Genomic DNA, 21,161 nt, shown 5'->3' on the forward strand with positions numbered 1-21,161 from the left:
TCACTGCTGACCGCTCACTCCTGATTTCCATGAATCGTACCCAAGACCTGCAACGACTGCAAAAAGAAACGTTTGATATTTGTATCATTGGCGGAGGAGCAAGTGGAGCAGGCTGTGCGTTGGATGCAGCGTTGCGGGGTTTTAAGGTAGCCTTGATCGAAAAAAATGATTTTGCTTCTGAAACATCTTCCAAATCCACCAAATTGATTCATGGTGGAGTACGGTATTTGGAACAGGCCTTTAAGAATCTTGACTTTGCTCAACTGAAACAGGTACGTCACGGGTTGGAAGAACGCCAGATCGTGTTACAAAACGCACCGCACCTGGCACGACCGTTGCCTTTATTGACACCGGTGTTCAGTTGGTGGGAAGGTCTCTATTTCAGTATCGGCCTTCGGATGTACGATTTCTTTGCCAAAGGCGATTCTTTGCCGAAAAGCAGATGGCTGAGTAAAAAAGAAACCATGCTGCGAATGCCTTCGTTGGATGCCAAAAAACTGCACAGTGCCGTTCTTTATTTTGATGGACAACTGGACGATGCCCGTTATTGCCTGGGCTTGGTACATGCGTCGGCAGAAGCGGGAGTCGCTGTTGCGAACCACCTGCAACTGATCGATTTTAAGAAAGATAAAGAGGGTAAACTCAAAGAGGCGCTTGTTTCTTCGACCTTGGATGCACCGGAAGCTTCCTTTTCGATCAAAGCAACTCTTTTTATCAATTGTACAGGCGCAACGGCAGACCACATTCGCTTAAAAGCCAACGCTTCGCTTATGCACCGCATTCGACCCAGTAAAGGAGTTCACGTGGTGCTACCCTATGAAGTGCTGAAAAGTGATGATGCCATGCTCATCCCTAAAACCAGCGACGGGCGGGTTGTATTTGCTATTCCTTTTGAAGGGCAATTGCTGTTGGGAACCACGGATACAGATTATACTCAGTTGGATAAAGAACCCATTCTGGAAGAAAAAGAAGTGGAATTCTTATTGGATACGTTAGCGCCTTATTTGGCCAAACGACCCGATAAAAGTCAGGTAAAAGCGGGATTTGGCGGTTTACGTCCGCTGTTGGCTGCGGGAGAGTCTGCTTCCACTAAAAAACTTGTTCGTGATCATGAGGTAGAACATGACGAAACATCCAATCTGCTGAGTTTGTTGGGAGGGAAGTGGACCACCTATCGTTACATGGCTAAAGATACCATCGACAAAGCCTGTGAACTGTTAGGTGTAGAGCGCGCTTGTCAAACCGCAGATCATTTATTGGTTGGTGGAGAGGACTTTGCGTTTGAAGACTGGAAGATCATTCAGACGGTATATCGTTTGGCCAAAGACATCGCCAAACATTTGATACGAAAATACGGAAGTCGTGCGCACAAAGTCGCCCGCCTAACCCAGGAAAACGTGACGTGGGCTCAACGATTGGTGGATAAATTTCCGTTTATTCAGGCGGAGGTCATTTATCAGGTTCGGGAAGAAATGGCCTGTACGCTGCGCGATGTTTTAGCCCGCCGCATGCGCCTTGAAATCATGGATTGGGAAGCTGCGCAGGAAGCCATACCTGTTGTAGCCGACCTAATGGCTCAGGAGTTGGGCTGGACCCAAGCGCAAAAACAGCAGCAAATAGATGACTACCTGTTGCTGTTGCAATCGTTTATAAAATCGGCTCAATAAAGGCGATTTCTAAGTAACTAACGCCCATAGTTTAGAATTTTGCCGGCGTGCCCGGAATATCCTTGGCAAATTGGGCCCGACATCCATACACCTGAACGGCATATTTAGGTGTATGAGCGTATGCACTTTTGATTGTAATCCACAAAGAACCAACGAGAAACAAATTGATTAGCTTCATGTTCATGGATAAATTGAGGCGTTAGTAAGGTACAAAGACCGTTGTTCCTGTTTTCTATCGTAACAGTCTTTCATTATGACGTATATTGCACCCACTTTTAACCATTCTACGTTATATCGATGCTCATTACAACTACAAACAACATTGAAGGGAAGACAATCACGAAGTACATTGGCTTGGTCAACGGAGAAGCCATCATCGGCGCGAATCTCGTCAAGGATTTTTTTGCCGGAATCAGCGATATTGTTGGAGGACGCTCGGGTGCTTATGAGCAGGGACTACGCGAAGCAAAGGGAATTGCCCTGAAAGAAATGATCGAACAGGCCCAGCGCTTAGGCGCCAATGCCATCATTGGAGTAGACCTTGATTTTCAGACCATTGGCGGAAACGGTTCCATGCTCATGGTCAGCGCTAACGGGACTGCTATTGTTTTTGAATAAGAGGTGATGAAGCTAATACCTACTTTCGGGAAGGTTTCCGGACTTCCCGAAAGTAAACGGATCGTTAGCTTAAATAAACACCGATCTCGTCACCGGAAAGCTTTACCTGAATGTGTTCATTCAACGTAGTGCTGAGTGCATATCCTACATAATCGGCAAAGATCGGAAAGGAATGGTGTGCTCGGTTGACCATAACGGCTACCTGCAGGCGTTTCAACGATACCCCCAGAAAAGGCGAGAGGCTATAGGCGAGTGTGCGGCCGGTATTGAGTACGTCATCTACCACAATAATGACTTTTCGGCTTAAAAGTTCTTTCTCCAGATCAAATTGAACAGGGCTCGTATGCGGATGATCTTTGTTTAGGTCAATGCGCATGAGCCGAACATTCAATTGAGATATTTCTTTTAAAAAAACTTCCAGTAAACGAGCCATTTCGTACCCTTCTCCCGTAATCCCTGCCAAGATTACTCCTTCTTCTTCGAAGTTCTTTTCATATATCTCAAAAGCAATACGTTTGATTTTTTGTAAGGTTTGGTCTGACGAAAGAATTGTTTTTTGCATGGCCGGTTTGGATTGACGCTTTTTTTGATTTCAATTTTGAGTTTGGCACAATTTTAGCCAACTACTGGTTGAAATCAAACTCATATGGCTCAATCATTATGAAAATCTTTAAAAATATATTTTTGGTAGTACTGGCAGGAAGCACATTTTGTGGGTTTACTTCACGTAGGGACTCACGTGATATTGAAATAGCCGAAATGATCAAAGGTTCCATCAAAACGGGGAATGCGCATGTATTGGCCGATCATTTTGAACGCAATCTTGAATTGGTGATTGATGCAGAACGGGTAGATTTTCGTCGGGTGGGAGAGGAACAGGCTGAGCTGATCTTGAAAAATTTTTTTAAAAAATATCCGCCTAAAGATTTTCGGTACGGTTTTCAAGGGACGGCTTCCAAGGTTCGTTATTGCACCGCAACCTATCAGGCCGTCAACGGGAATAAGTTTCAGGTATATATTCTCATGCGGGTCACGGAAAAAGATTACCTGATCAATACCTTACATTTTAAGAAAGAGTAATGATGCTGATTGATAAACGAAATCGGGCAATGAAGCATACTTTCATTGCCCGATTTCGTTTATACTGATTCTGTTATTTGATCACAAAGTTGCTTTCCTTGATGCCTTTGTTGATTTTCACAGATTGTACTTCCGCTTTCGAAGAAAACTGACCGTTGCCCTGTTCACGGGTATACGGAATCTTAACACCGTTGCCATCCTTGATCTCTTTATAATCACTGAAAACAACGTTCATATTTCCGCCACCCATTCCCATTCCGCCACGCTGACCGCCACCGGGACGTTGTCCCTGTCCGCCTTGGCCACCCTGTCCCTGGCCCGGTGTTGTACCTTGCCCCTGACCGGCACCTTGAGCCGCTCCCGGTTGTCCTTCGGGACGTTGCCCGCCACCGGGACCACGGCCCATCCCTTCCATGTTGGCCATACGTTTTACTTTCAGGCCGCTTTCAACGTCAAAAAATTCGCTCCATTTTCTTCCTTCAGGAATGGCAAAGTCTACTTTCCATGCATCTTTACCATTTACGGCTTCTTTGCCGGAAACTGTTTTTTCGATACCGTATTGGGCATAAAGTAATTCAGGGAAAGGAACATTTTGCAGTACCTGAGCAATGGCATCTTTGCCTTCAGCTACCCGATTGTTGGTGTTACCGCCAAATCCCGAAACCGTTTCTACCTTTGTTCCGTCGCCGGTTGCACGCATTACTTCGTTGCCCATCATGTACATTACTGACGAGAATTTATTGGGTTTCTTCACTTTGATTTCTGACTCCATCGATCCGCGTTGGGTTTCGGCCGAAGTAGCGATGGTTATATCCTCAATTTTTGCAATGGCGTCTTTGCCCCCGATGGCCGCAAGGTATTTATCGATAATGGCATCGGCAGTAGGGGTATCCTGTGCTGAAACATTGACAACTACCCCAAATACGAATAAGATTGAAAGTATTTTTTTCATGATTGTAAAAAGATAAGTGAAAAGTATTAAAACTTGCGTTTGGAACAGACAAATGTACATAAAACCAAATGTTATTGTGAGTAGAGTAGATAGATTTTGGGAGAATGCCGCCCAATCCCCGCTTCAAATCGTTGAATGGCCCTTATTTATCGAGCGAGGAATTACTTTGTATGTAAAACGGGATGATTTACTGCATCCGGTTGTCTCGGGCAACAAATGGCGTAAGCTGAAATACACTCTTTTGGAAGCTGAAAAGGCAGGATTTAAACGCCTTTTAACCTTTGGCGGGGCTTATTCAAATCACATTGCAGCCGTAGCGGCGGCGGGACAAGCCACTGGATTTGAGTCGATTGGTATCATCAGAGGCGATGAATTGCATGCTCATTCCAACAAAACGCTGCAGTTTGCGTCTCACTGCGGAATGCAACTGAGGTTTGTGACCAGAGAGACTTACCGAGATAAAGATAAGTTAGCAGATAAGTACGGAACCGATTGTTATATTATTCCCGAAGGAGGCTCAAATACATTGGCAGTTAAAGGCGTAGAAGAAGTAATTGATGAAATTCAAACGCAACTGTCAGGCTCGTTCGATTATGTATGCACCCCCTTTGGTACGGGCGGTACGGCCGCCGGCTTGATTGCTGCCTCGACACAAGAGCGGGTGCTTATTTTTTCTGCATTAAAAATTCAGCAGGAAGAAGTAATAAAACACTTGGAAGTATTGGTTTCAATGCAGAATAAAAAGGTAGAGATACTAACTGATTATCATTTTGGAGGCTATGGGAAAGAAACAAAGGAACTTATGGAATTTATCGCTGATTTCGAACATCAGACCAATATTCCGCTTGAGCAGGTCTATACGGGAAAAATGATGTTTGGGATCGTTGACCTGGTCAGGCAGGGATATTTCAAAAGAGGGGAGGTGATTGTAGCGCTTCACACGGGAGGATTGCAGGGAAAAAGAAAATAGCTCCGAAGATCGGAGCTATTTGTCTACCTATTAACAGCCATGAAAACAAATATTTTTATGCCACTGTGGGCTTGAAAGCGTTTTTGTGAATCCAATAATAAGCACCAAAAAGCAGAGTCGTGTAAAACAGATCGCCCATGACGGTGTTTAAAAAGAGATTACCGAATAATGTTTGTTGGTAGAAGGCTAATCCTGCGGTATAACAGACAACTAACCCTTGCCACGTTTGCGGATACATTGCGCCGCCAAACCAAACAAAAAAGTTTGTTATTAAAAAGAACGAAACAGAAGCCACTAAACTTGCAACGAATAGCCGACTTACAGTTACTTTTTTTAGATAAATTAAACCAAATACGGTAATAAGTGCAAAAGAAAGGTAGGTAGGGAGAGATGGGTTACCAAGCAGGGCGTCGCTTAAAAGCATAGCGGCCGCCGGAATCATGAATGCAAAAGCCTTGCGATTAAATTGTGCAGCACCGAACAAAGCAATCGCTCCAATAGGAGTGAAGTTGAAAGGATGGGGCACTACCCGAGAAAGTGCAGCTACTAGAATCAGTATAACTACTGTACTAAATCTCGATAAACCTAAATTCATGACTGTAGTAAAGCGTTCTCTCAATATTACTTGATGTTAAATTTTTCTTTTGTTCACTTTTATATTGAACTTGGATGTAAAGATAAAATGATATTTTTTAAAAATGCAAGAAGTGTGTAAAAAAAACACTAAAAAAACGGAAATAATAATTATTGCACCTCAGCATTGTCTCAAAAAGAGACTTTATATCATGGCAGGCATATTTTTTATAAGCTTTTCCTTATTATCAGGATTCTCGTCGATGATCAGATTGAGTTTTTCAGGAATTTCGTTTTCATGGGTGTGCATAACATAAAATAAAGATACTTTTTTCAATTAGCCTTGCCGGAAACGAAATGAGAAAGCAGCTCTTTGATGATAAACGTCATGTTGGGTTCTGCCTTATAGGCGGCGGCCAATATCTTTTCTATTTCGGCTTTTTCCAGTTGTTCGGGAATGCACATGTCGGTAATGACCGAAATACCGACAACCGGCAGTTCCATGTGGCGCGCAACGATGACTTCCGGCACCGTACTCATGCCGACCGCATCAGCCCCCAACATCCTCAGCATTCGGTACTCGGCTTTCGTTTCCAATTGCGGGCCGGTCACACCGGCATATACGCCGGCATGGGCGCGAATTCCGTTGGCTTGGGCAATGTGAAGCGCTTTTGCGACCAAATCAGCGGCATAAGGCTCACTCATGTCGGGAAAGCGGTCGCCAAAGGTCGCCAAATTGGTGCCGCGAAGTGGATTCTCCGGTAAAAATAGACTGATATGGTCATTGATGATCATCAGATCACTGATCTGATAGTTTTCATTCAATCCACCGGCGGCGTTGGAGACGATGAGCTGTTCGATCCCTAACAGTTTCATGACTCTGACGGGAAAAGTTACCTGAGCCAACGAATAACCTTCGTAATAATGAAAGCGCCCCTGCATGCAAATTACTTTTTTGCCCGTAAGCGTTCCAAACAACAGGCGTCCCTTGTGGAATTCGACGGTAGAAACGGGAAAATGCGGAATATTTTCGTAATCAATGGCGTATTCAATGTCAATATCCTGCACCAATGCCCCTAAGCCCGTGCCCAAAATAATGCCGGTCTGTGGACTGAAATGATTGGTCTGTTGCTTAAGAAATTCGGTGGCTTCCTGTAGTTGTGATAAGGTCATGGAAAATAGGGGGTAATGAGGAGAAACAAAAATAAAAAAGGGAAGCAGCTTCTTCAAGAAACAGCTTCCCTTTTTACGATTTTATGTGTATGCTGCCGACCGTCCGTTATGGAATGATCTTAACGGTATAACAGCCTTTAGGCGCGCTGATCTTGGCCAGTTGTTTGGTCAAAGCCGGGGTACCGCCTTTCGTGACTTTGAAAAACTCAATGCCGCCATCACGGTTGCCATAATCAAAATATTCGTAGAGTGATACGGCTACGTTATCGCCTGTTTTGTCAAAAATAACGCTTTCAGGAGCAATACCATCCAGGTCATAATCCGCTACTTTCGCGATTTTACCGTCTTTTGCCAACGTTAACAGTGAAAGGGTCGCTTTACCTACGTTGCCTTCCCAAGGTTGAGCCGAGGTATTTTTGTTGGCCGTAACGATGGCCGAACCGTCGGGGCTGATGGCAAAACTTTCAGCTCCTGTTCCAACGGCGGTTGACCCTACTACTTTATGTTCGGCCGTTTTTGGATCGGTGGCGGTAGTATTGAATTGAATAACCGTCAGTTCGCTTGCGCCGGCACCGTCTTTCAGATCCGATACAATGAACAGGCTTCCATCGGGCGTAAATGCCCCGGGCCCCGGTTTGCCGGTAATTTTGGCAGGAGTTCCAAAGGCTTCAAACGTAGCGATTTTATTTTGCGCATTACGTTTTGCTTTGAACAGCCATATTTCTTTGGTTTCTTCGACCGTAATGGCCACGAATTCACCCTCAGGGTGCCACACTACGTCGGTTGCACGCGCATTTTGGAGGTTCAGGGCGATAGGTACGTTACGGGTTGGAAGGCCGCCGGCACCGATCTCAAATAAGCGTAATTCTTTCCCTGTTTCTTCGGAGGTAATCAAGAGGTTACTTCCCAGCATATCAACCGCCGTAGGGTTTTTACCAACGGGTACTTTACGGGCCGATGGTTTGCCCATGTTGGAGATATCAACAATATACATGGTACTTCCGGCGGGTAATTCCGCAATACTTTTGACGCTTTTTAAGCTGTCGGAAGTTTGAGCGCGCGATTCGATCACGTACGCATAACGGCCGTCGGAGGTAATGGCAGCATTACGGGTCCAGCCAAACGCTGAATTGGGAACGGGCGATGAACCCACTTCCTGTCCTAATTTAAGCGGAAGCGGATAGACCGTCAATGCATCTTTTACGCCGGTCTGTTTTAAAAGTTTTCCGTCAATACTTGCCGATGCGGCCATGTCTCCGTCAGAGAGAGCCAGGATGCCTCGGGCGTTGAATTCAATGGTGGGTTTTTGGGCAAGAACAGCAGTTAAACTCAACAAAGCCATTCCCAATGTTGCACTCAATTTTTTCATGGAATTTTTCAGTGGTTTCAGGTTATTAAACGATTTGGGATAGTGTTAATTTTGCATAAATACAAAAAAACCCTCAAAACTACTCGCTTTGAAGGTTTTTTATAGTACAAAAATAAACTAAGCGGCTACTGCAAGACCGTTTACGTATCTTGCTAACTTCGATTTGAGGTTACCGGCTTTGTTTTTATGAATGACGTTTTTCTTCGCTAATTTATCCAACATTGAAGACACCGTTTTGTAAAGTTCTGATGCTACAACTTGGTCTTTGGTATCGCGCAGTTTGCGAACCATTGTACGAGTGGTCTTGTGTTGGTAACGGTTTCTGAGGCGTTTTGTTTCGTTGGCCCGAATTCTCTTTAATGCTGACTTGTGATTTGCCATTGGTTTATTGAAAATATTGTATCTGTTTCTACAAAAGGAACGCAAAAGTACAGTATATTAACCGAAAAAACAAGCTTTTGGTGAAATTTGTGGCTTGAGATTCTTATACTTATCGTCGGGGGTATTGCCGCGCTTACAGGATAGCGATAGAGCGCATTTCTGCTATCCGTATTTTTAAACTTAAACTATTTCAAAAGCAAAAGTCCACGTAAAAACAGCGAGTGAATAGAGAGGAAAAACAGAGACGAATGGAAGTGTCGGTATTTAACATAAAAACGGCCAAGATATACGTTTTACGGGTGGTTTTTCGTTCTTTCGCAAAATTATCAGAATTACTTATTAGTATTGCGCAACTGAAGAAACCTAATTCCCTCATCATGCTTTTAAGACGCAGCGTTCTTCCACTCTCCATTTGTTTCCTTTTATTTATACGGATACATGCACAAAATACCCTCGGCTATACCGAAGCCGATGTGCACTTTCGGAACGGCGTTGAGCTGTTCGAAAAATCAAATTATACGGCCGCAAAGCAAGAATTTCGGTATTATTTAGAGAAACGTCCCGCGTTGCTGAATACCAATGATTATACGGCCGTAACGGCGGAGTACTACACCACGCTCTGTGCGCTGTACGCCGATGCGCCCGAGGCTGAACTGGCCGTGGACCGCTTTGTGCGGAATCACCCCGAGCACCCCAAAGCAGCCGTGATCTACAGCGATCTGGGAAAATACTATTTTGATCGGGGCGATTATTCAAACGCTGTTACGTACCTGACCAAAGCGTTGGAAAAAAATTCCAATTACTACGCTGCCGCCGAAACCCGCTACAAATTGGGGTTGTCGTATTACAGTTTAAAACAATACAATTCGGCACTTCAATACTTTGCGGAAGTACAGCAAGACCCTACAAGTGACTATTTTGCTCCGTCAGCCTATTATGCCGGGGTGATCCAATACCAGAACGGGAAGTACATGGATGCGTACCGCAGTTTCAAAACGATCGAAACAAGCCCGCAATACAAGGCAGATATTCCCAATTGGATCGTTGCTTCGCTGTATCAGGCAGAGCGTTACGACGAACTCATTGCCTATGCCGAGCCGTTGCTGCGCCGTCAGCAGGGGGGCGGGGTCAAATTGAATGATGTGGCGCTGTATACGGCCGAAGTATATTACGGAAAAGGAAATTATGCCGAAGCTGCCAAAAACTACGCCTTGTATAACCAACTGAAAGGACGTGAAACCGCGGCTCCCGCACCGATCCAATTTCGGTATGGACATTCATTGTTCCGTACCGGCAATTACGCGGGTGCCATTGACCAATTGAAAAGTGTTTCGACGCGCAAAGATACTACCGGGCAATTTGCTTCGTACGTTATCGGTATCAGTCACTTACAGAATAAAAATCCGCAGGCGGCTTTGACGGCGTTAGACAATGCCGCTAAATTGTCCTTTAATAAGAATATTCAGGAAGAAGCTTCTTTCAATCATGCCAAAGTGCAGTTGGAATTGAACAACCATTCGGCGGCTTTTACGGAATTGCAGGATTTCCTGAAAAAATATCCGGGCAGCACTTTTGAAGACGAAGCGACCAAGTTGTCCATTTTGTCGCTGACCAAATCCAACAACAGCGCGGCGGCGGTGGCTTACATTGAGAAATTGAAGAAAATCGACGATGCTACGAAAGCAGCGTACCAACGCCAAACGATGAATTTAGGCATTGGCGACTTTAACGCCGAACGCTACGCGCAGGCCATTGTCAACTTTGATAAGTCGCTCAAATACACGCCCGACCGTGAAATAGAGCAGGCCGCTTATTTCCAAAAAGGTGAAGCTTTTTCGGCGTTGAATCGGTACGGCGAAGCCATTCCCATTTACCAGCAATTGGTTCGCTCCAACTCAGGTTCTTCGTATGGTATTCGCAGCCTGTACTCCTTAGGGTACGCCTATTATAATACCAAAGACTATAAATCAGCGCTGAACAATTTTCAGCAATATGTAGCCAAAGGCAAAACCGTCGGAGATCCGCAGACCATCGAAGATGCTACGATCAGAATTGCGGATTCATACCTGACCGACAAGAATTACGCACAGGCCATGGCCATGTACGATAAAGCGCTCAATGAAGGCCGTTTAGATCGCGACTACGCCCTTTACCAGAAAGGATTGATCCTTACCTATCAGGAAAAAGACAGTGAAGCCAAGGCGCAGTTTGACAAGGTGATCGCTCAGTTCCCTACGTCGCGCTATGCCGATGATGCGCTGTTTCAATCGGCCAACATTGATCTGGAAAAGGCCAATTACCAGGCGGCCATTCGGGCTTATACGCGATTGGTCAAAGACAAACCGCGCAGCTATCTGGTGCCGCCGGCACTTTTGAAACGGGCGTTGGCGTACAATAACATTCAGGTCTATGAAGAAGCCGTACGCGATTATAAACGTATCCTGAGCGAATTCTCCGATGCTCCGGCGGCCAAAGAAGCTTTGTTAGGTCTTCAGGCCACGCTGGAAAACGCCGGTCGTACGGAAGAAATGTCAGATGTGTTGTCGGATTATAAACGTAAGAATCCGCAAAGTACTGAAACCGAAAAGCTTGAATTTGAAACGGCCAAAGGTCTTTACGGGGATGGAAAATATCCGCAGGCCCTGAAAGCGTTGCAAAACTTTATTCGTGATTATCCCAACAGCGCAGCGGCAACGGAAGCGCGTTATTTGGCCGGGGAAAGCTTTTACCGTTCCAATGATTATCCTAATGCCATCAAGTTGTTTAACATCGTCATTGGCGAAGCCGATGAGAAATTTACGCCCAAAGCCGCTTTACGGGCCGGAGATATCGAAAATCTGCAGGGGAATTACCCCAATGCAGTGCGTAATTTCTACATTATGTACGCGCAGTCGGATAGCAAGGCGGACCGCGTGACGGGATTGATGCGGTTGATGGATACGTATTTTGTGATGAAAAAATACGATTCAACGCTTTATTTCGCCCGTGAGGTGCTCAATGCGGGAGACGTTATTCCGGGTTCGACCAAAAAAGCCCAGATGCAAACCGCAAAAGTGTACATTGAGAAAGGGGATTACAAAACGGCTGACGCGGAATTGAAGAAAATTTTAACCGTTTCGAAAGACGAATTCGGGGCAGAAGCCAAGTATTGGGCTTCGGAAGCCCTGTACCGTCAGGAGAAATACAAAGAAGCACAGGCGTCGGTGATGGAATTGAACAAGCAGTTTGCCGATTATGAAAAGTGGCGGGTGAGAGCCTTTATTTTATTGGCCGATGTGTATGTTGGGCTGAAAGACCCGGATCAGGCCAAAGCAACGCTTCAATCGGTCATTGAAAACACGGACGACAAAGAAGCCTTAGAACTTGCCAAGGCAAAATTGGCCGCTTTACAATAACCACATCCTCTCACAGCTCATACACGAAACGGATCACCAACCCAATTGAAACGGTCAAACGATGAAAAAAATACTCGTAACATTTATAGTCACCCCGGTACTGTTTACCTTTTGTTCCCGGAATGTTTTTGCACAAAAACCAACGGGAGAAGTTGACAGCCAGACGTTTGAGGTTGAAAAAAAGAAAAAGATCGAACTTCCGCCGGCCAACCGTCTGTACAATAAGTTGCAGCCTTTTACCAATGAGGACGACGACAGAAAGCTGAATTATGAATTCCGGGCACCCAAGCTAACCCTGGGAGCGCCCAAAATGACGCCCAATGTATTACCGGTCAACGGGAATGAAAAAATAGAAGAAGATGGGAATCTGAACAATTACGCCAAACTCGGGGGCGGAAATTACGGCAAAATTTACGGCGAAGGATTCGTGAGCGGTCAAACCGAAGACCTGGGCTACGATGTTCACTTCAAGCATCTTTCCAATCAGACCGGTCCGGTGGACGGAAAAAATTCGGCCAACAGCGAAAACCGTCTGAAGGTCAATGGGCAATATTTGGCCGGAACGTTCAAATTGGGCGGAACCTTATTTTACGACCGGGATAATTATTATTTCTACGCCAATCGTAACCAACCCAATTCGGAAGTACAAAAGGCCAACATTCGTCAAACCCTCAATACGTATGGTTTGCAGGTAGGATTTGAAAATACGGACAATAACAAATTCATTGATTATGCCCTTAAAACGTCTCTTTATCACCTGAACGACCGTTACAGTGCAAGTGAAACGGATTGGGGAACCAATTTTTCGGGTTCACTTCCGATCACCGAAAATATATTTGCGTTGTTGAACGCCGACGCATTCGTGTCGCAACGGGTGGATGCCGCAACATTTAAACGTAATATGTTCACGATCAGGCCTGCATTTAAATTTGCGTACAACGCTTTTACGGTCACGGCCGCTTTTAAAGCCGTTAACGAAACCGATGACCGCCTCAAGATCAACCGCACGGTAGGATTTCCGCAATTGGAAATAGATGCGGTTCCGTTCAACAGTGTGCACATCTTTGCGGGATACGGGGGAGACATGAACCGCAATACCCTTCGTTCGTTGTTAGGGGAAAATCGTTGGTTGGCGCCGAATGTCACTGTTGCCAATACGGAGCGCAGCCGTGATATCTACGGAGGATTAAAGGGAGACATAGGGCCGGCCTTCCAGTTCGAAGGAAAAGTGTCCTATGCGTTATTCAAGAATTTTTACGGATTTAACAACGATTGGCTGGATTCAACCAAGTTTGCGGTGGTGTACGATGCCGATTATATCAATGTGTTAACGGTTTCGGCACAGGTCGGATACCAATACAAAAACATTGTTCGCTCAACCCTGCGCGGTGATTTTTATGATTACAGCATTAAGCGTCTGGAACAGCCCTGGGGCCGCCCGACCACCACTGTCACCTGGAATAACTCCTTTGTGTTCAGTAAGAAAATGTTTGCCACCATTGATGCCTATTACATCGGCGGTATGAAAAACAGAAACTTCTTAACGGGCAAAACCGTCAATCTGAAATCCATTGTGGACTTGAATTTAAAGGTGGATTATCTCCTGACGCGTAATTTCTCCGTTTTTGCCTCCGTCAACAATTTATTGGGCAAAAGCTACGAACGGTACCTGTATTATCCGCAGCAGGGGCTTAATTTCTTAGCCGGATTATCCCTGCAATTCTAAGGTAAAAAAAGTTTTGACAAACAGAATGCGCCATAGGGTTCTGTAAGAAGCAATTAGGCGTTCATATTCGTTATTTTATAAAGCAATCGTCTTCGGGCTATTGCTTTTTTTTTTTTGAATATGTACCTTAGTACCCAATTCCCCATAAACTGTTTGAACAAAGATATGATATCGGTATTGGACTATACCCGAAAATTGCTTTTCGAACACGACTGTGTTGTTCTGCCTGACTTAGGCGGTTTTTTAGTGTATTTCAGCCACGCTTTTTACAGCGAGCAACATGCACTTTACCATGCACCTCAAAAGAGAGTGGCCTTCAATGAAGCCCTTAAATTGGATGACGGATTGTTGGCGCATTATCTGACCATCAACGAACAGATCACGCGCGACGAAGCACAGAAACGTGTTCGGCAATTCGTAGAAGAGATCAAGCAATCGATCCGGGAAAATGGCAGCTTTTTGTTGGAAGGCATTGGAAGTCTGGCCAACAATGAAGAAGGAAAACTTCAATTTGAGCCGCTGCCTTTTGTCAATTTTTACGCTGAAAGTTACGGCCTGAAATCCATTCACGTTGCTCAGGTAGAACCTGCCTTGGAAATCGAGGAAACTGCTGCCAAACAGGACTGGACCCGGTCAGACCGGCAGGCCGAAGAGTTAGCATATGAACTTCCGCGTCGTCGTCGCTCACGGGTGGGAATGTACATCGGGGGACTTTTAATTGCCGGGTGTGCATTGGCAGGAGGAATTACGCAACTTCCTTCAGACAGTCTTAAGTCAAGCCTCAATCCTTTTGAGTTGGTAACGGCTGTAAAATCATGGTTTCCTTCTGATATAAAATCTAACAGTGTTAAAACGACGCAGGCAGCTACCCAACAGGCAATTGCTTTGCCCGTTGAAAATGAGCCTGTTGCGGTAAAAGAATCCGTACCGGCACCACCGGTTGCCGTTAAAGAGCTGAAAGCCCCCGTTGCAATAAAAAAAGAAGAAGTAGCCAAGACAAATGGGATTGCTCCTTCCGTTGAAGCAACACCTTTGTCGTATAAATCGGACGAAAATGCAGGTTTCCTTGTCATTGCGGGTGGATTTTCGAACGTTGACAATGCCCGTAAATTGGAACGTAAGTTGCAACGCAGCGGGTACGAAAACGCTCATATTTTAAACCCTGAACCAACCGATGGTAAATTGGTCATCGTAGCGGCTATTGGGTGTGAGAATGTTAAAAAAGCAAAATCACAACTGGCGCGGGTCAGTTTCTTATCGGGAGCGAATGCCTATGTACTTCGCCAATGAGATTTAACTGTATGAAATCAAAAAGGGGCAATTCGCCCCTTTTTTTTTGTCCATATACAAATTCCCTTTATTTTGCGTTAATTAGACAAAATCAATAAAGAATTACCAATGTTAGTGACAACCCCCCAAGATCGCGAACACCAAATGGTTGCCTTTGCCGGCTCGACCATCATTACGTCGGTGCTGTTGGTGACGTTATTTTTCGTGAAATTATACCAGACCTTGCCTAAAGTAGAACCCATTGAATACGTAGAGGTCAACTTCGGAACCGACGCGGCAGGCTATGGCAAAGTCCAAACCTATAACAAAGCCAGCGATTCTCCCCGGGCCGAAGACGTCAAGAAATCAGACGATACGCCAAAGGTGAAAGCCACACCGACCCCAAAGGTGACGCCTCCTCCGGTACCCAAAGTGGAAACGCCCAAGCCCGTCAAAACGGCACCCGTTACGCCACCGGTAACGAGTAAAGTAGAAAGTCCCGTGGAAGTGAAGGAAGAAACCAAACCTACCAAATCGGAATCGAAAGCAACCACTCCGGCACCCGTTACGCCAACCAAGCCCGCTCCTGAACCTAAGAAAGTGGACGAAAATGCGTTGTTCAAAAAATCATCAGGCAGTGGAAAAGGCAGCAACGGCACCACGGGAACCGCCTCGGGAATAGGAGGGAACAATAACGGAGACAAACCCGGAACGGTAGGAGACCAGGGAAATCCAAACGGAAAAATTGACGCTAAGAGTTTGTACGGAAAGCCGGGCGGGGCGGCTACCGGTTTGGCGTTGAACGTTTCAGGTTGGGGGATGGGTGCCCGTCCGCAGGTCAATGATGATTCGGACGAATCCGGCCGCATTGTGTTTGAAATCACCGTAGATGATACGGGCGATATTGTAAACGTTCGGGTCAAAGAGTCGACCGTGAGTCAATCCATCGTAGATCTTTATAAGCGGGCGGTGAACAAGATGAAGTTAGTCCCTAAATCGGAGAATGTGCCGTCTACTTCAAAAGGAACAATTACGTTCAATATCAAATCCCGATAAGCTTTTTGTAAAAAAAATAATAATATACGTCAAAGCGTCCGGAAGTTAATTCCGGACGCTTTATTTTTGCCTTTATTTCATTTATAAATCGCATGGATTACCAAAGCACCATTGATTATTTATATCAAAAATTACCCGTTTTTCACCGCATAGGAGCGGCCGCGTTAAAGCCCGGCCTGACTAACATCATTGCGTTGTGCGAAGCCTTAGGAAGCCCGCAAATGCGGTTTAAAAGCATTCACGTAGCCGGAACCAACGGCAAAGGAAGTACATCACATTTACTCTCCGCCATATTTCAATCCGCAGGCTATAACGTTGGCCTACATACGTCGCCGCATTTAAAATCCTACACCGAACGCTTTAAGATCAACGGCCAACCGTGTGACGAAAGGGTAGTGGTTGACTTTGTGGCAAAACATAAAGCATTGATCGAGGCGATCGAACCCTCTTTTTTTGAAATAAGTGTTGCCTTGGCCTTTGATTATTTTGCACAACAAAACGTAGACATTGCGATCATTGAAGTAGGATTGGGAGGGCGTCTGGATTCTACGAACATTATTACCCCCGTTTTATCCGTCATTACCAATATCAGCTTTGATCATACGGATCTTTTAGGAAATACGCTTAAAGAGATTGCGTTTGAAAAAGCAGGGATCATCAAGTCCCATGTTCCGGTGGTGATCTCCGAAACACAAGCCGAAACCGCCCCCGTTTTTATCGAAAAAGCCAAGGAGATGGAGGCACCGATCTATTTTGCCGATCAACATTACTCAGTGCAATCGCAACAATTGGAAAAAGGCAAACGTTTGCTGACGGTCAAAAATGAACATGACCCGATGTTTGCGGAAGAAACGGTCGAACTGGATTTGATCGGTAAGTATCAGCTTAAAAATGTCGCCGGTGTATGGCAAAGTGTTGAACTGTTAAATCAACCGGGTTTTCATTTGCCATTGGAAGCAGTGAAATCAGGAATGGCTAATTGTACAACGCTTACTTCTTTCAAAGGCCGTTGGCAGGTAGTGCAGGAGAAACCCATGATTGTTGCTGACGTTGCCCATAACTACGGAGGCTTGAGCGAAATCGTTCAACAGATCCAAAGTTATGAATTTGCTCAATTGCACGTAGTCTTGGGATTTGTGAAGGATAAAGACGTTCAAGGAGTGTTGTCTCTTTTTCCGACAAACGCCCGGTTTTATTTTTGCAGCTTTGATTCTCCACGAGCCTTACCTACCAATGAATTAGTCTATATAGCAGGTAAAGTTGGTTTAATAGGTAGGGGTTATAGTGATGTAAACAATGCACTCGGAGCTGCGCTGCAAAATGCGTCCTCTAACGATTTTATTTACGTGGGAGGCAGTACTTTTGTGGTTTCTGAACTGTCTGAGATTTGAATATACCGTACCTAATTACTGTCGTATTAAAATTATTAAAACCTTGAGCCGTAAGAAACGCATTAAATTTGCCAATAACGCACTGGCTACCAATGTATTAGAGGTGGGAAAGCCCCTTTATGAAACCATAAAAGGAAAGTGGAATGAAAGCTACTTTTTGAATTCAAATCCCATTGTACTGGAATTAGCCTGCGGAAAAGGAGAATATTCGGTCGGATTGGCCCAAGTTTTTCCGAACAAGAATTTTATTGGCATTGACCTGAAAGGAGATCGCCTGGCGTCAGGTAGTCAGCGAGCCACTGAACTTGGATTGACCAACGTGGCTTTTCTTCGAACCAATATTGAATTTCTGCAAAACTTCTTTGAAGTAGGAGAAGTAGCCGAAATCTGGATCACGTTTCCGGACCCTTTCAATCTCAAAAAACGAATTCGGCGGCGCTTAACGCATCCCCATTTTTTGGAAAAATACCGCGCTGTCATGCAGCAGGATGGCTTTTTGCATTTGAAGACCGACAATCGGGAGCTGTTTGATTTTACGTTAGAGGAGCTGGCGCACTTTGGGGTAAGGGATTTAGAGGCCACTTTTGACCTCTACCAATCCGAAATGCAGGATGATCATCATGGAATTAAAACCCGTTTTGAACAGATTTTTACCGAAAAAGGCTTTCCTGTTCACTATTTAAGAGGGCGATTTTTATTAATGACTATGTTAAATGAATAAATATTCAATAATGAAAATTAATTCATTATTGAATATAACTAATTGATAATCAGTATCTTAAATTAATGATTTAACCGCCATGAATAGGAGTAAGGGCAAAAGAAAAAGGCACTGTCACCAGTGCCTTTTTCTTTGTCAGTGTAGCCGGTAAGTACAAAACGAAGAAAGTGAATTTTGCTTAGGCCTTACGGGTACTTTATTTTGAAATCAACTGAGCGAAGTATTTCACGGTACGAACCAACTGGCTTACGTAGCTCATTTCATTGTCGTACCAGCTTACTGTTTTTACCAATTGTTTGTCGCCTACGTTGATCACTTTTGTTTGAGTGGCATCAAATAGACTACCGAATGAAGTACCGATGATATCGCTGCTGACAATTTCGTCTTCGTTGTATCCGAAACTTTCGTTGCTGGCGGCCTTCATTGTAGCGTTAACTTCTTCAAGGGTTACTTTTTTGCTTAAAATTACGGTCAATTCAGTTAAGCTACCGGTAATTACGGGGATACGTTGCGCACCACCGTCCAATTTACCTTTTAGTTCTGGTAATACTAATCCGATTGCTTTAGCGGCACCTGTGCTATTAGGAACAATGTTTGCAGCAGCAGCTCTGGCGCGTCTTAGATCGCCTTTAGGGTGCGGCGCATCCAGTGTGTTTTGATCATTTGTATAGGCGTGTACCGTAGTCATGCTGCCGATTTCGATACCAAAAGCATCGTTCAACGCTTTTGCCATAGGTGCAAGGCAGTTGGTTGTGCAACTTGCGCAGCTGATAATGGTTTCGCTACCGTCAAGAATGCTGTGATTTACGTTAAATACAACTGTTTTTAAGTCGCCTGTTGCCGGAGCACTGATTACAACTCTTTTAGCACCTGCTGCAAGGTGAGCGGCTGCTTTATCTTTATCGGTAAAAAAGCCTGTACACTCAAGTACTACATCTACTTCATGTGTACCCCATGGAATCTCGGCAGGGTTCTTTTGTGCGTAGATACGTACTTCCTCACCGTTTACAATGATACTGTTATCCGTAGATGTAACATTTTCGTTGAATCTTCCCTGTGCAGTATCGTATTTTAAGAGATGTGCTAATACAGATGGACTGGTTAAATCATTAATTGCCACTACGTCGATGTCCGGCATGTTGTAAATTTGGCGGTAGGCAAGTCTTCCAATGCGTCCGAATCCGTTGATAGCTACTTTAACTTTTGTCATGGGTATTTTTTGGTGGTTTAATGGAACATCATTATTTCGATGGCAAAGATACCTATCTTTTTTTTATTTATATCCTTAGTATTTTGTTTAGTATAATTATTTAAGTTCGATACATTTTTAGTATTACATTAGCAAAATGGCTAATACAGGCTTTATTGTTTAGTATTTTAACTAATTATTCACTAAATAAAGTAGTATTGTATTAGTAATTATGCTAAACAAATGCTAATTGACCATTAATTTGCTAAAAACAAAGGGTTTCGTATAATACTAAACATTATTAGCGGTAGGAATGAGCATATATAAACATTCAGGATAATATAGGGTAATAAATGCCATTAACATTACCTCATTTAACAATAAATTAGTAATATTACATATAAAACAAAATACAATACATACAGGCAAAGAGAGTAGGAGCGAGTACACCTCAAGGCCTTAATGAAAAACAGGAAGATAGTGTACTATATAGCACAAAAGAATCGTATCCCTAATAATAGTACATTTTAAAAAGTCAGCTACATAGGGAAAAATGTAAGACCTAAAGCATTAATAATCAAAATAGTGTATCAAAACAAGTCAAGTTTTACTTTAATTACAAATGAACGAAAAAGTACAAATAGAAGCTGCCTGGGACAACCGAGAACTAACGAAAGATCCACAGGTGATTCAAGCCATTGAGAATGTCATAGACGCATTAAATGAAGGCAGAATCCGTGTAGCCGAGCCTATAGGTGACAGCTGGATCGTAAACGACTGGATCAAGAAAGCTATTCTGCTTTATTTCCCTATACGACAAATGGAGCTAAAGGAAATAGGGATTTTTGAGTATCATGATAAAATGAAACTAAAAACAGGGTACAAAGCTTCCGGCGTACGGGTAGTACCACCTGCTGTAGCAAGACACGGTGCCTACTTAGCAAAAGGAGTCATACTAATGCCCTCTTATGTAAATATAGGTGCTTATGTAGACGAGGGAACGATGGTTGATACCTGGGCTACTGTAGGAAGCTGCGCTCAAATAGGAAAGCATGTACATTTAAGTGGTGGCGTTGGAATAGGAGGGGTGCTCGAACCACCGCAGGCTGCTCCCGTCATTATAGAAGATGGTGCCTTTATAGGATCAAGATGCATCGTAGTAGAAGGGGCTCACATTGGCAAACGAGCAGTACTCGGTGCAGGAGTTACCATTACAGGGAGCTCAAAAATTTTGGATGTTACAGGAGAAGAAATAATCGAATACAAAGGATATGTACCGAATGATTGCGTAGTCATTCCGGGAAGTTATCCGAAAGTCTTCCCGGCAGGCACTTTTCAGGTGCCCTGTGCTCTTATTATTGGGAAAAGAAAGCCCAGCACCGACCTCAAAACATCGCTCAATGACGCGCTTAGAGAGAATAATGTAGCCGTTTAACTATAGAAGAGTATTAAAAACGAAAAAGCCACTCCAAAAGAGTGGCTTTTTACGTGCTTAACTTTACCCCATAAAATTACTGTCTTATCGGAAAAACCGACTTGACATCAAGCAAACCACAAATCGTTTGGCAAATCGGCTTTCATTCTACACAACTCTCTCCACTATTTGACCAAATGACGTATGCTTCTCTGTT

18 protein-coding genes are annotated in these 21,161 nt (G+C 44.2%); 11 read left to right on the forward strand and 7 right to left on the reverse strand.

From position 1 onward, the window contains the following. The first annotated feature begins 29 nt into the window (after window positions 1-29). Both ACQY73_RS02275 and ACQY73_RS02280 read left to right on the forward strand, forming a co-directional pair. Complete coding sequence (locus ACQY73_RS02275) at window positions 30-1,667, forward strand: glycerol-3-phosphate dehydrogenase/oxidase (protein WP_428660869.1); 1,638 nt, start codon at window positions 30-32, stop codon at window positions 1,665-1,667. Between the two features lie 297 nt (window positions 1,668-1,964). Beyond that, window positions 1,965-2,285 (forward strand): heavy metal-binding domain-containing protein, encoded by a 321-nt coding sequence (locus tag ACQY73_RS02280; protein ID WP_428660871.1) that lies wholly within the window; start codon window positions 1,965-1,967, stop codon window positions 2,283-2,285. Between the two features lie 64 nt (window positions 2,286-2,349). On the opposite strand, the gene ACQY73_RS02285 is transcribed toward ACQY73_RS02280, so the two are convergent. Then, window positions 2,350-2,847, reverse strand: coding sequence for a phosphoribosyltransferase family protein (locus ACQY73_RS02285; protein ID WP_428660874.1), 498 nt, complete (start codon window positions 2,845-2,847; stop codon window positions 2,350-2,352). 98 nt (window positions 2,848-2,945) lie between these two features. Here ACQY73_RS02285 and ACQY73_RS02290 point away from each other — a divergent pair, with 98 nt between their 5' ends. Then, window positions 2,946-3,365, forward strand: coding sequence for a DUF4783 domain-containing protein (locus tag ACQY73_RS02290; protein WP_428660876.1), 420 nt, complete (start codon window positions 2,946-2,948; stop codon window positions 3,363-3,365). Between the two features lie 73 nt (window positions 3,366-3,438). On the opposite strand, the gene ACQY73_RS02295 is transcribed toward ACQY73_RS02290, so the two are convergent. Beyond that, complete coding sequence (locus ACQY73_RS02295; RefSeq protein WP_428660878.1) at window positions 3,439-4,317, reverse strand: hypothetical protein; 879 nt, start codon at window positions 4,315-4,317, stop codon at window positions 3,439-3,441. Between the two features lie 76 nt (window positions 4,318-4,393). Between ACQY73_RS02295 and ACQY73_RS02300 the strand changes: the two genes are divergently transcribed. After that, a complete protein-coding gene (locus ACQY73_RS02300) occupies window positions 4,394-5,287 on the forward strand; it encodes a 1-aminocyclopropane-1-carboxylate deaminase/D-cysteine desulfhydrase (protein ID WP_428660881.1) in 894 nt (297 codons plus the stop codon). Between the two features lie 55 nt (window positions 5,288-5,342). On the opposite strand, the gene ACQY73_RS02305 is transcribed toward ACQY73_RS02300, so the two are convergent. The 4 genes from ACQY73_RS02305 to rpsT all read right to left on the reverse strand — a co-directional run bounded on the left by ACQY73_RS02305 (window position 5,343) and on the right by rpsT (window position 8,783). Continuing rightward, window positions 5,343-5,906 (reverse strand): DUF6580 family putative transport protein, encoded by a 564-nt coding sequence (locus tag ACQY73_RS02305; RefSeq protein WP_428660884.1) that lies wholly within the window; start codon window positions 5,904-5,906, stop codon window positions 5,343-5,345. 287 nt (window positions 5,907-6,193) lie between these two features. Continuing rightward, complete coding sequence (locus tag ACQY73_RS02310; RefSeq protein ID WP_428660887.1) at window positions 6,194-7,033, reverse strand: purine-nucleoside phosphorylase; 840 nt, start codon at window positions 7,031-7,033, stop codon at window positions 6,194-6,196. 106 nt (window positions 7,034-7,139) lie between these two features. Continuing rightward, the gene (locus ACQY73_RS02315; RefSeq protein WP_428660890.1) at window positions 7,140-8,402 is read right to left on the reverse strand and encodes a WD40 repeat domain-containing protein; all 1,263 of its coding nucleotides are present in this window, start codon (window positions 8,400-8,402) and stop codon (window positions 7,140-7,142) included. Between the two features lie 117 nt (window positions 8,403-8,519). Next, window positions 8,520-8,783, reverse strand: a complete 264-nt coding sequence (gene rpsT / locus ACQY73_RS02320) for a 30S ribosomal protein S20 (RefSeq protein WP_428660893.1) — start codon at window positions 8,781-8,783, stop codon at window positions 8,520-8,522. 377 nt (window positions 8,784-9,160) lie between these two features. On the opposite strand from rpsT, the gene ACQY73_RS02325 reads away from it, so the two are divergent. From ACQY73_RS02325 to trmB, 6 genes are all read left to right on the forward strand, one after another. Continuing rightward, window positions 9,161-12,178 carry a tetratricopeptide repeat protein gene (locus tag ACQY73_RS02325; protein WP_428660896.1) on the forward strand — a complete coding sequence of 1,006 codons (3,018 nt, stop codon included), beginning with the start codon at window positions 9,161-9,163 and terminating at the stop codon, window positions 12,176-12,178. A gap of 61 nt (window positions 12,179-12,239) precedes the next feature. Continuing rightward, a complete protein-coding gene (locus ACQY73_RS02330; protein ID WP_428660899.1) occupies window positions 12,240-13,904 on the forward strand; it encodes a TonB-dependent receptor in 1,665 nt (554 codons plus the stop codon). A 165-nt stretch (window positions 13,905-14,069) separates the two neighbouring features. Next, entirely contained in the window at window positions 14,070-15,194 is a 1,125-nt protein-coding gene (locus tag ACQY73_RS02335) for a hypothetical protein (protein ID WP_428660902.1), read from the forward strand. Window positions 15,195-15,302: 108 nt separating this feature from the next. Beyond that, the gene (locus ACQY73_RS02340) at window positions 15,303-16,229 is read left to right on the forward strand and encodes a hypothetical protein (RefSeq protein WP_428660905.1); all 927 of its coding nucleotides are present in this window, start codon (window positions 15,303-15,305) and stop codon (window positions 16,227-16,229) included. Window positions 16,230-16,321: 92 nt separating this feature from the next. Further along, a complete protein-coding gene (locus ACQY73_RS02345) occupies window positions 16,322-17,620 on the forward strand; it encodes a bifunctional folylpolyglutamate synthase/dihydrofolate synthase (RefSeq protein WP_428660907.1) in 1,299 nt (432 codons plus the stop codon). 43 nt (window positions 17,621-17,663) lie between these two features. Beyond that, window positions 17,664-18,341 (forward strand): tRNA (guanosine(46)-N7)-methyltransferase TrmB, encoded by a 678-nt coding sequence (gene trmB, locus ACQY73_RS02350; RefSeq protein WP_428660910.1) that lies wholly within the window; start codon window positions 17,664-17,666, stop codon window positions 18,339-18,341. 196 nt (window positions 18,342-18,537) lie between these two features. Here the strand turns inward: trmB and gap are convergent, their stop codons facing one another. Continuing rightward, a complete protein-coding gene (gene gap / locus ACQY73_RS02355; protein WP_428660913.1) occupies window positions 18,538-19,551 on the reverse strand; it encodes a type I glyceraldehyde-3-phosphate dehydrogenase in 1,014 nt (337 codons plus the stop codon). A 601-nt stretch (window positions 19,552-20,152) separates the two neighbouring features. Here gap and ACQY73_RS02360 point away from each other — a divergent pair. After that, window positions 20,153-20,965 (forward strand): 2,3,4,5-tetrahydropyridine-2,6-dicarboxylate N-succinyltransferase, encoded by an 813-nt coding sequence (locus ACQY73_RS02360; RefSeq protein WP_428660916.1) that lies wholly within the window; start codon window positions 20,153-20,155, stop codon window positions 20,963-20,965. Window positions 20,966-21,161: the final 196 nt, after the last annotated feature.

The organism is Runella sp. (genome assembly GCF_965279615.1).
GTDB lineage: Bacteria > Bacteroidota > Bacteroidia > Cytophagales > Spirosomataceae > Runella.

What these genes read in the sequence shown, in the direction of transcription:
- ACQY73_RS02335 (WP_428660902.1), top strand. Translation starts at nt 14,070, where the DNA reads ATGATATCGGTATTGGACTATACCCGAAAATTGCTTTTCGAACACGAC.
- ACQY73_RS02315 (WP_428660890.1), bottom strand. Translation starts at nt 8,402, where the DNA reads ATGAAAAAATTGAGTGCAACATTGGGAATGGCTTTGTTGAGTTTAACT.
- rpsT (WP_428660893.1), bottom strand. Translation starts at nt 8,783, where the DNA reads ATGGCAAATCACAAGTCAGCATTAAAGAGAATTCGGGCCAACGAAACA.
- gap (WP_428660913.1), bottom strand. Translation starts at nt 19,551, where the DNA reads ATGACAAAAGTTAAAGTAGCTATCAACGGATTCGGACGCATTGGAAGA.
- ACQY73_RS02275 (WP_428660869.1), top strand. Translation starts at nt 30, where the DNA reads ATGAATCGTACCCAAGACCTGCAACGACTGCAAAAAGAAACGTTTGAT.
- ACQY73_RS02295 (WP_428660878.1), bottom strand. Translation starts at nt 4,317, where the DNA reads ATGAAAAAAATACTTTCAATCTTATTCGTATTTGGGGTAGTTGTCAAT.
- ACQY73_RS02285 (WP_428660874.1), bottom strand. Translation starts at nt 2,847, where the DNA reads ATGCAAAAAACAATTCTTTCGTCAGACCAAACCTTACAAAAAATCAAA.
- ACQY73_RS02360 (WP_428660916.1), top strand. Translation starts at nt 20,153, where the DNA reads ATGAACGAAAAAGTACAAATAGAAGCTGCCTGGGACAACCGAGAACTA.
- ACQY73_RS02345 (WP_428660907.1), top strand. Translation starts at nt 16,322, where the DNA reads ATGGATTACCAAAGCACCATTGATTATTTATATCAAAAATTACCCGTT.
- ACQY73_RS02280 (WP_428660871.1), top strand. Translation starts at nt 1,965, where the DNA reads ATGCTCATTACAACTACAAACAACATTGAAGGGAAGACAATCACGAAG.
- ACQY73_RS02340 (WP_428660905.1), top strand. Translation starts at nt 15,303, where the DNA reads ATGTTAGTGACAACCCCCCAAGATCGCGAACACCAAATGGTTGCCTTT.
- ACQY73_RS02330 (WP_428660899.1), top strand. Translation starts at nt 12,240, where the DNA reads ATGAAAAAAATACTCGTAACATTTATAGTCACCCCGGTACTGTTTACC.
- ACQY73_RS02310 (WP_428660887.1), bottom strand. Translation starts at nt 7,033, where the DNA reads ATGACCTTATCACAACTACAGGAAGCCACCGAATTTCTTAAGCAACAG.
- ACQY73_RS02290 (WP_428660876.1), top strand. Translation starts at nt 2,946, where the DNA reads ATGAAAATCTTTAAAAATATATTTTTGGTAGTACTGGCAGGAAGCACA.
- ACQY73_RS02325 (WP_428660896.1), top strand. Translation starts at nt 9,161, where the DNA reads ATGCTTTTAAGACGCAGCGTTCTTCCACTCTCCATTTGTTTCCTTTTA.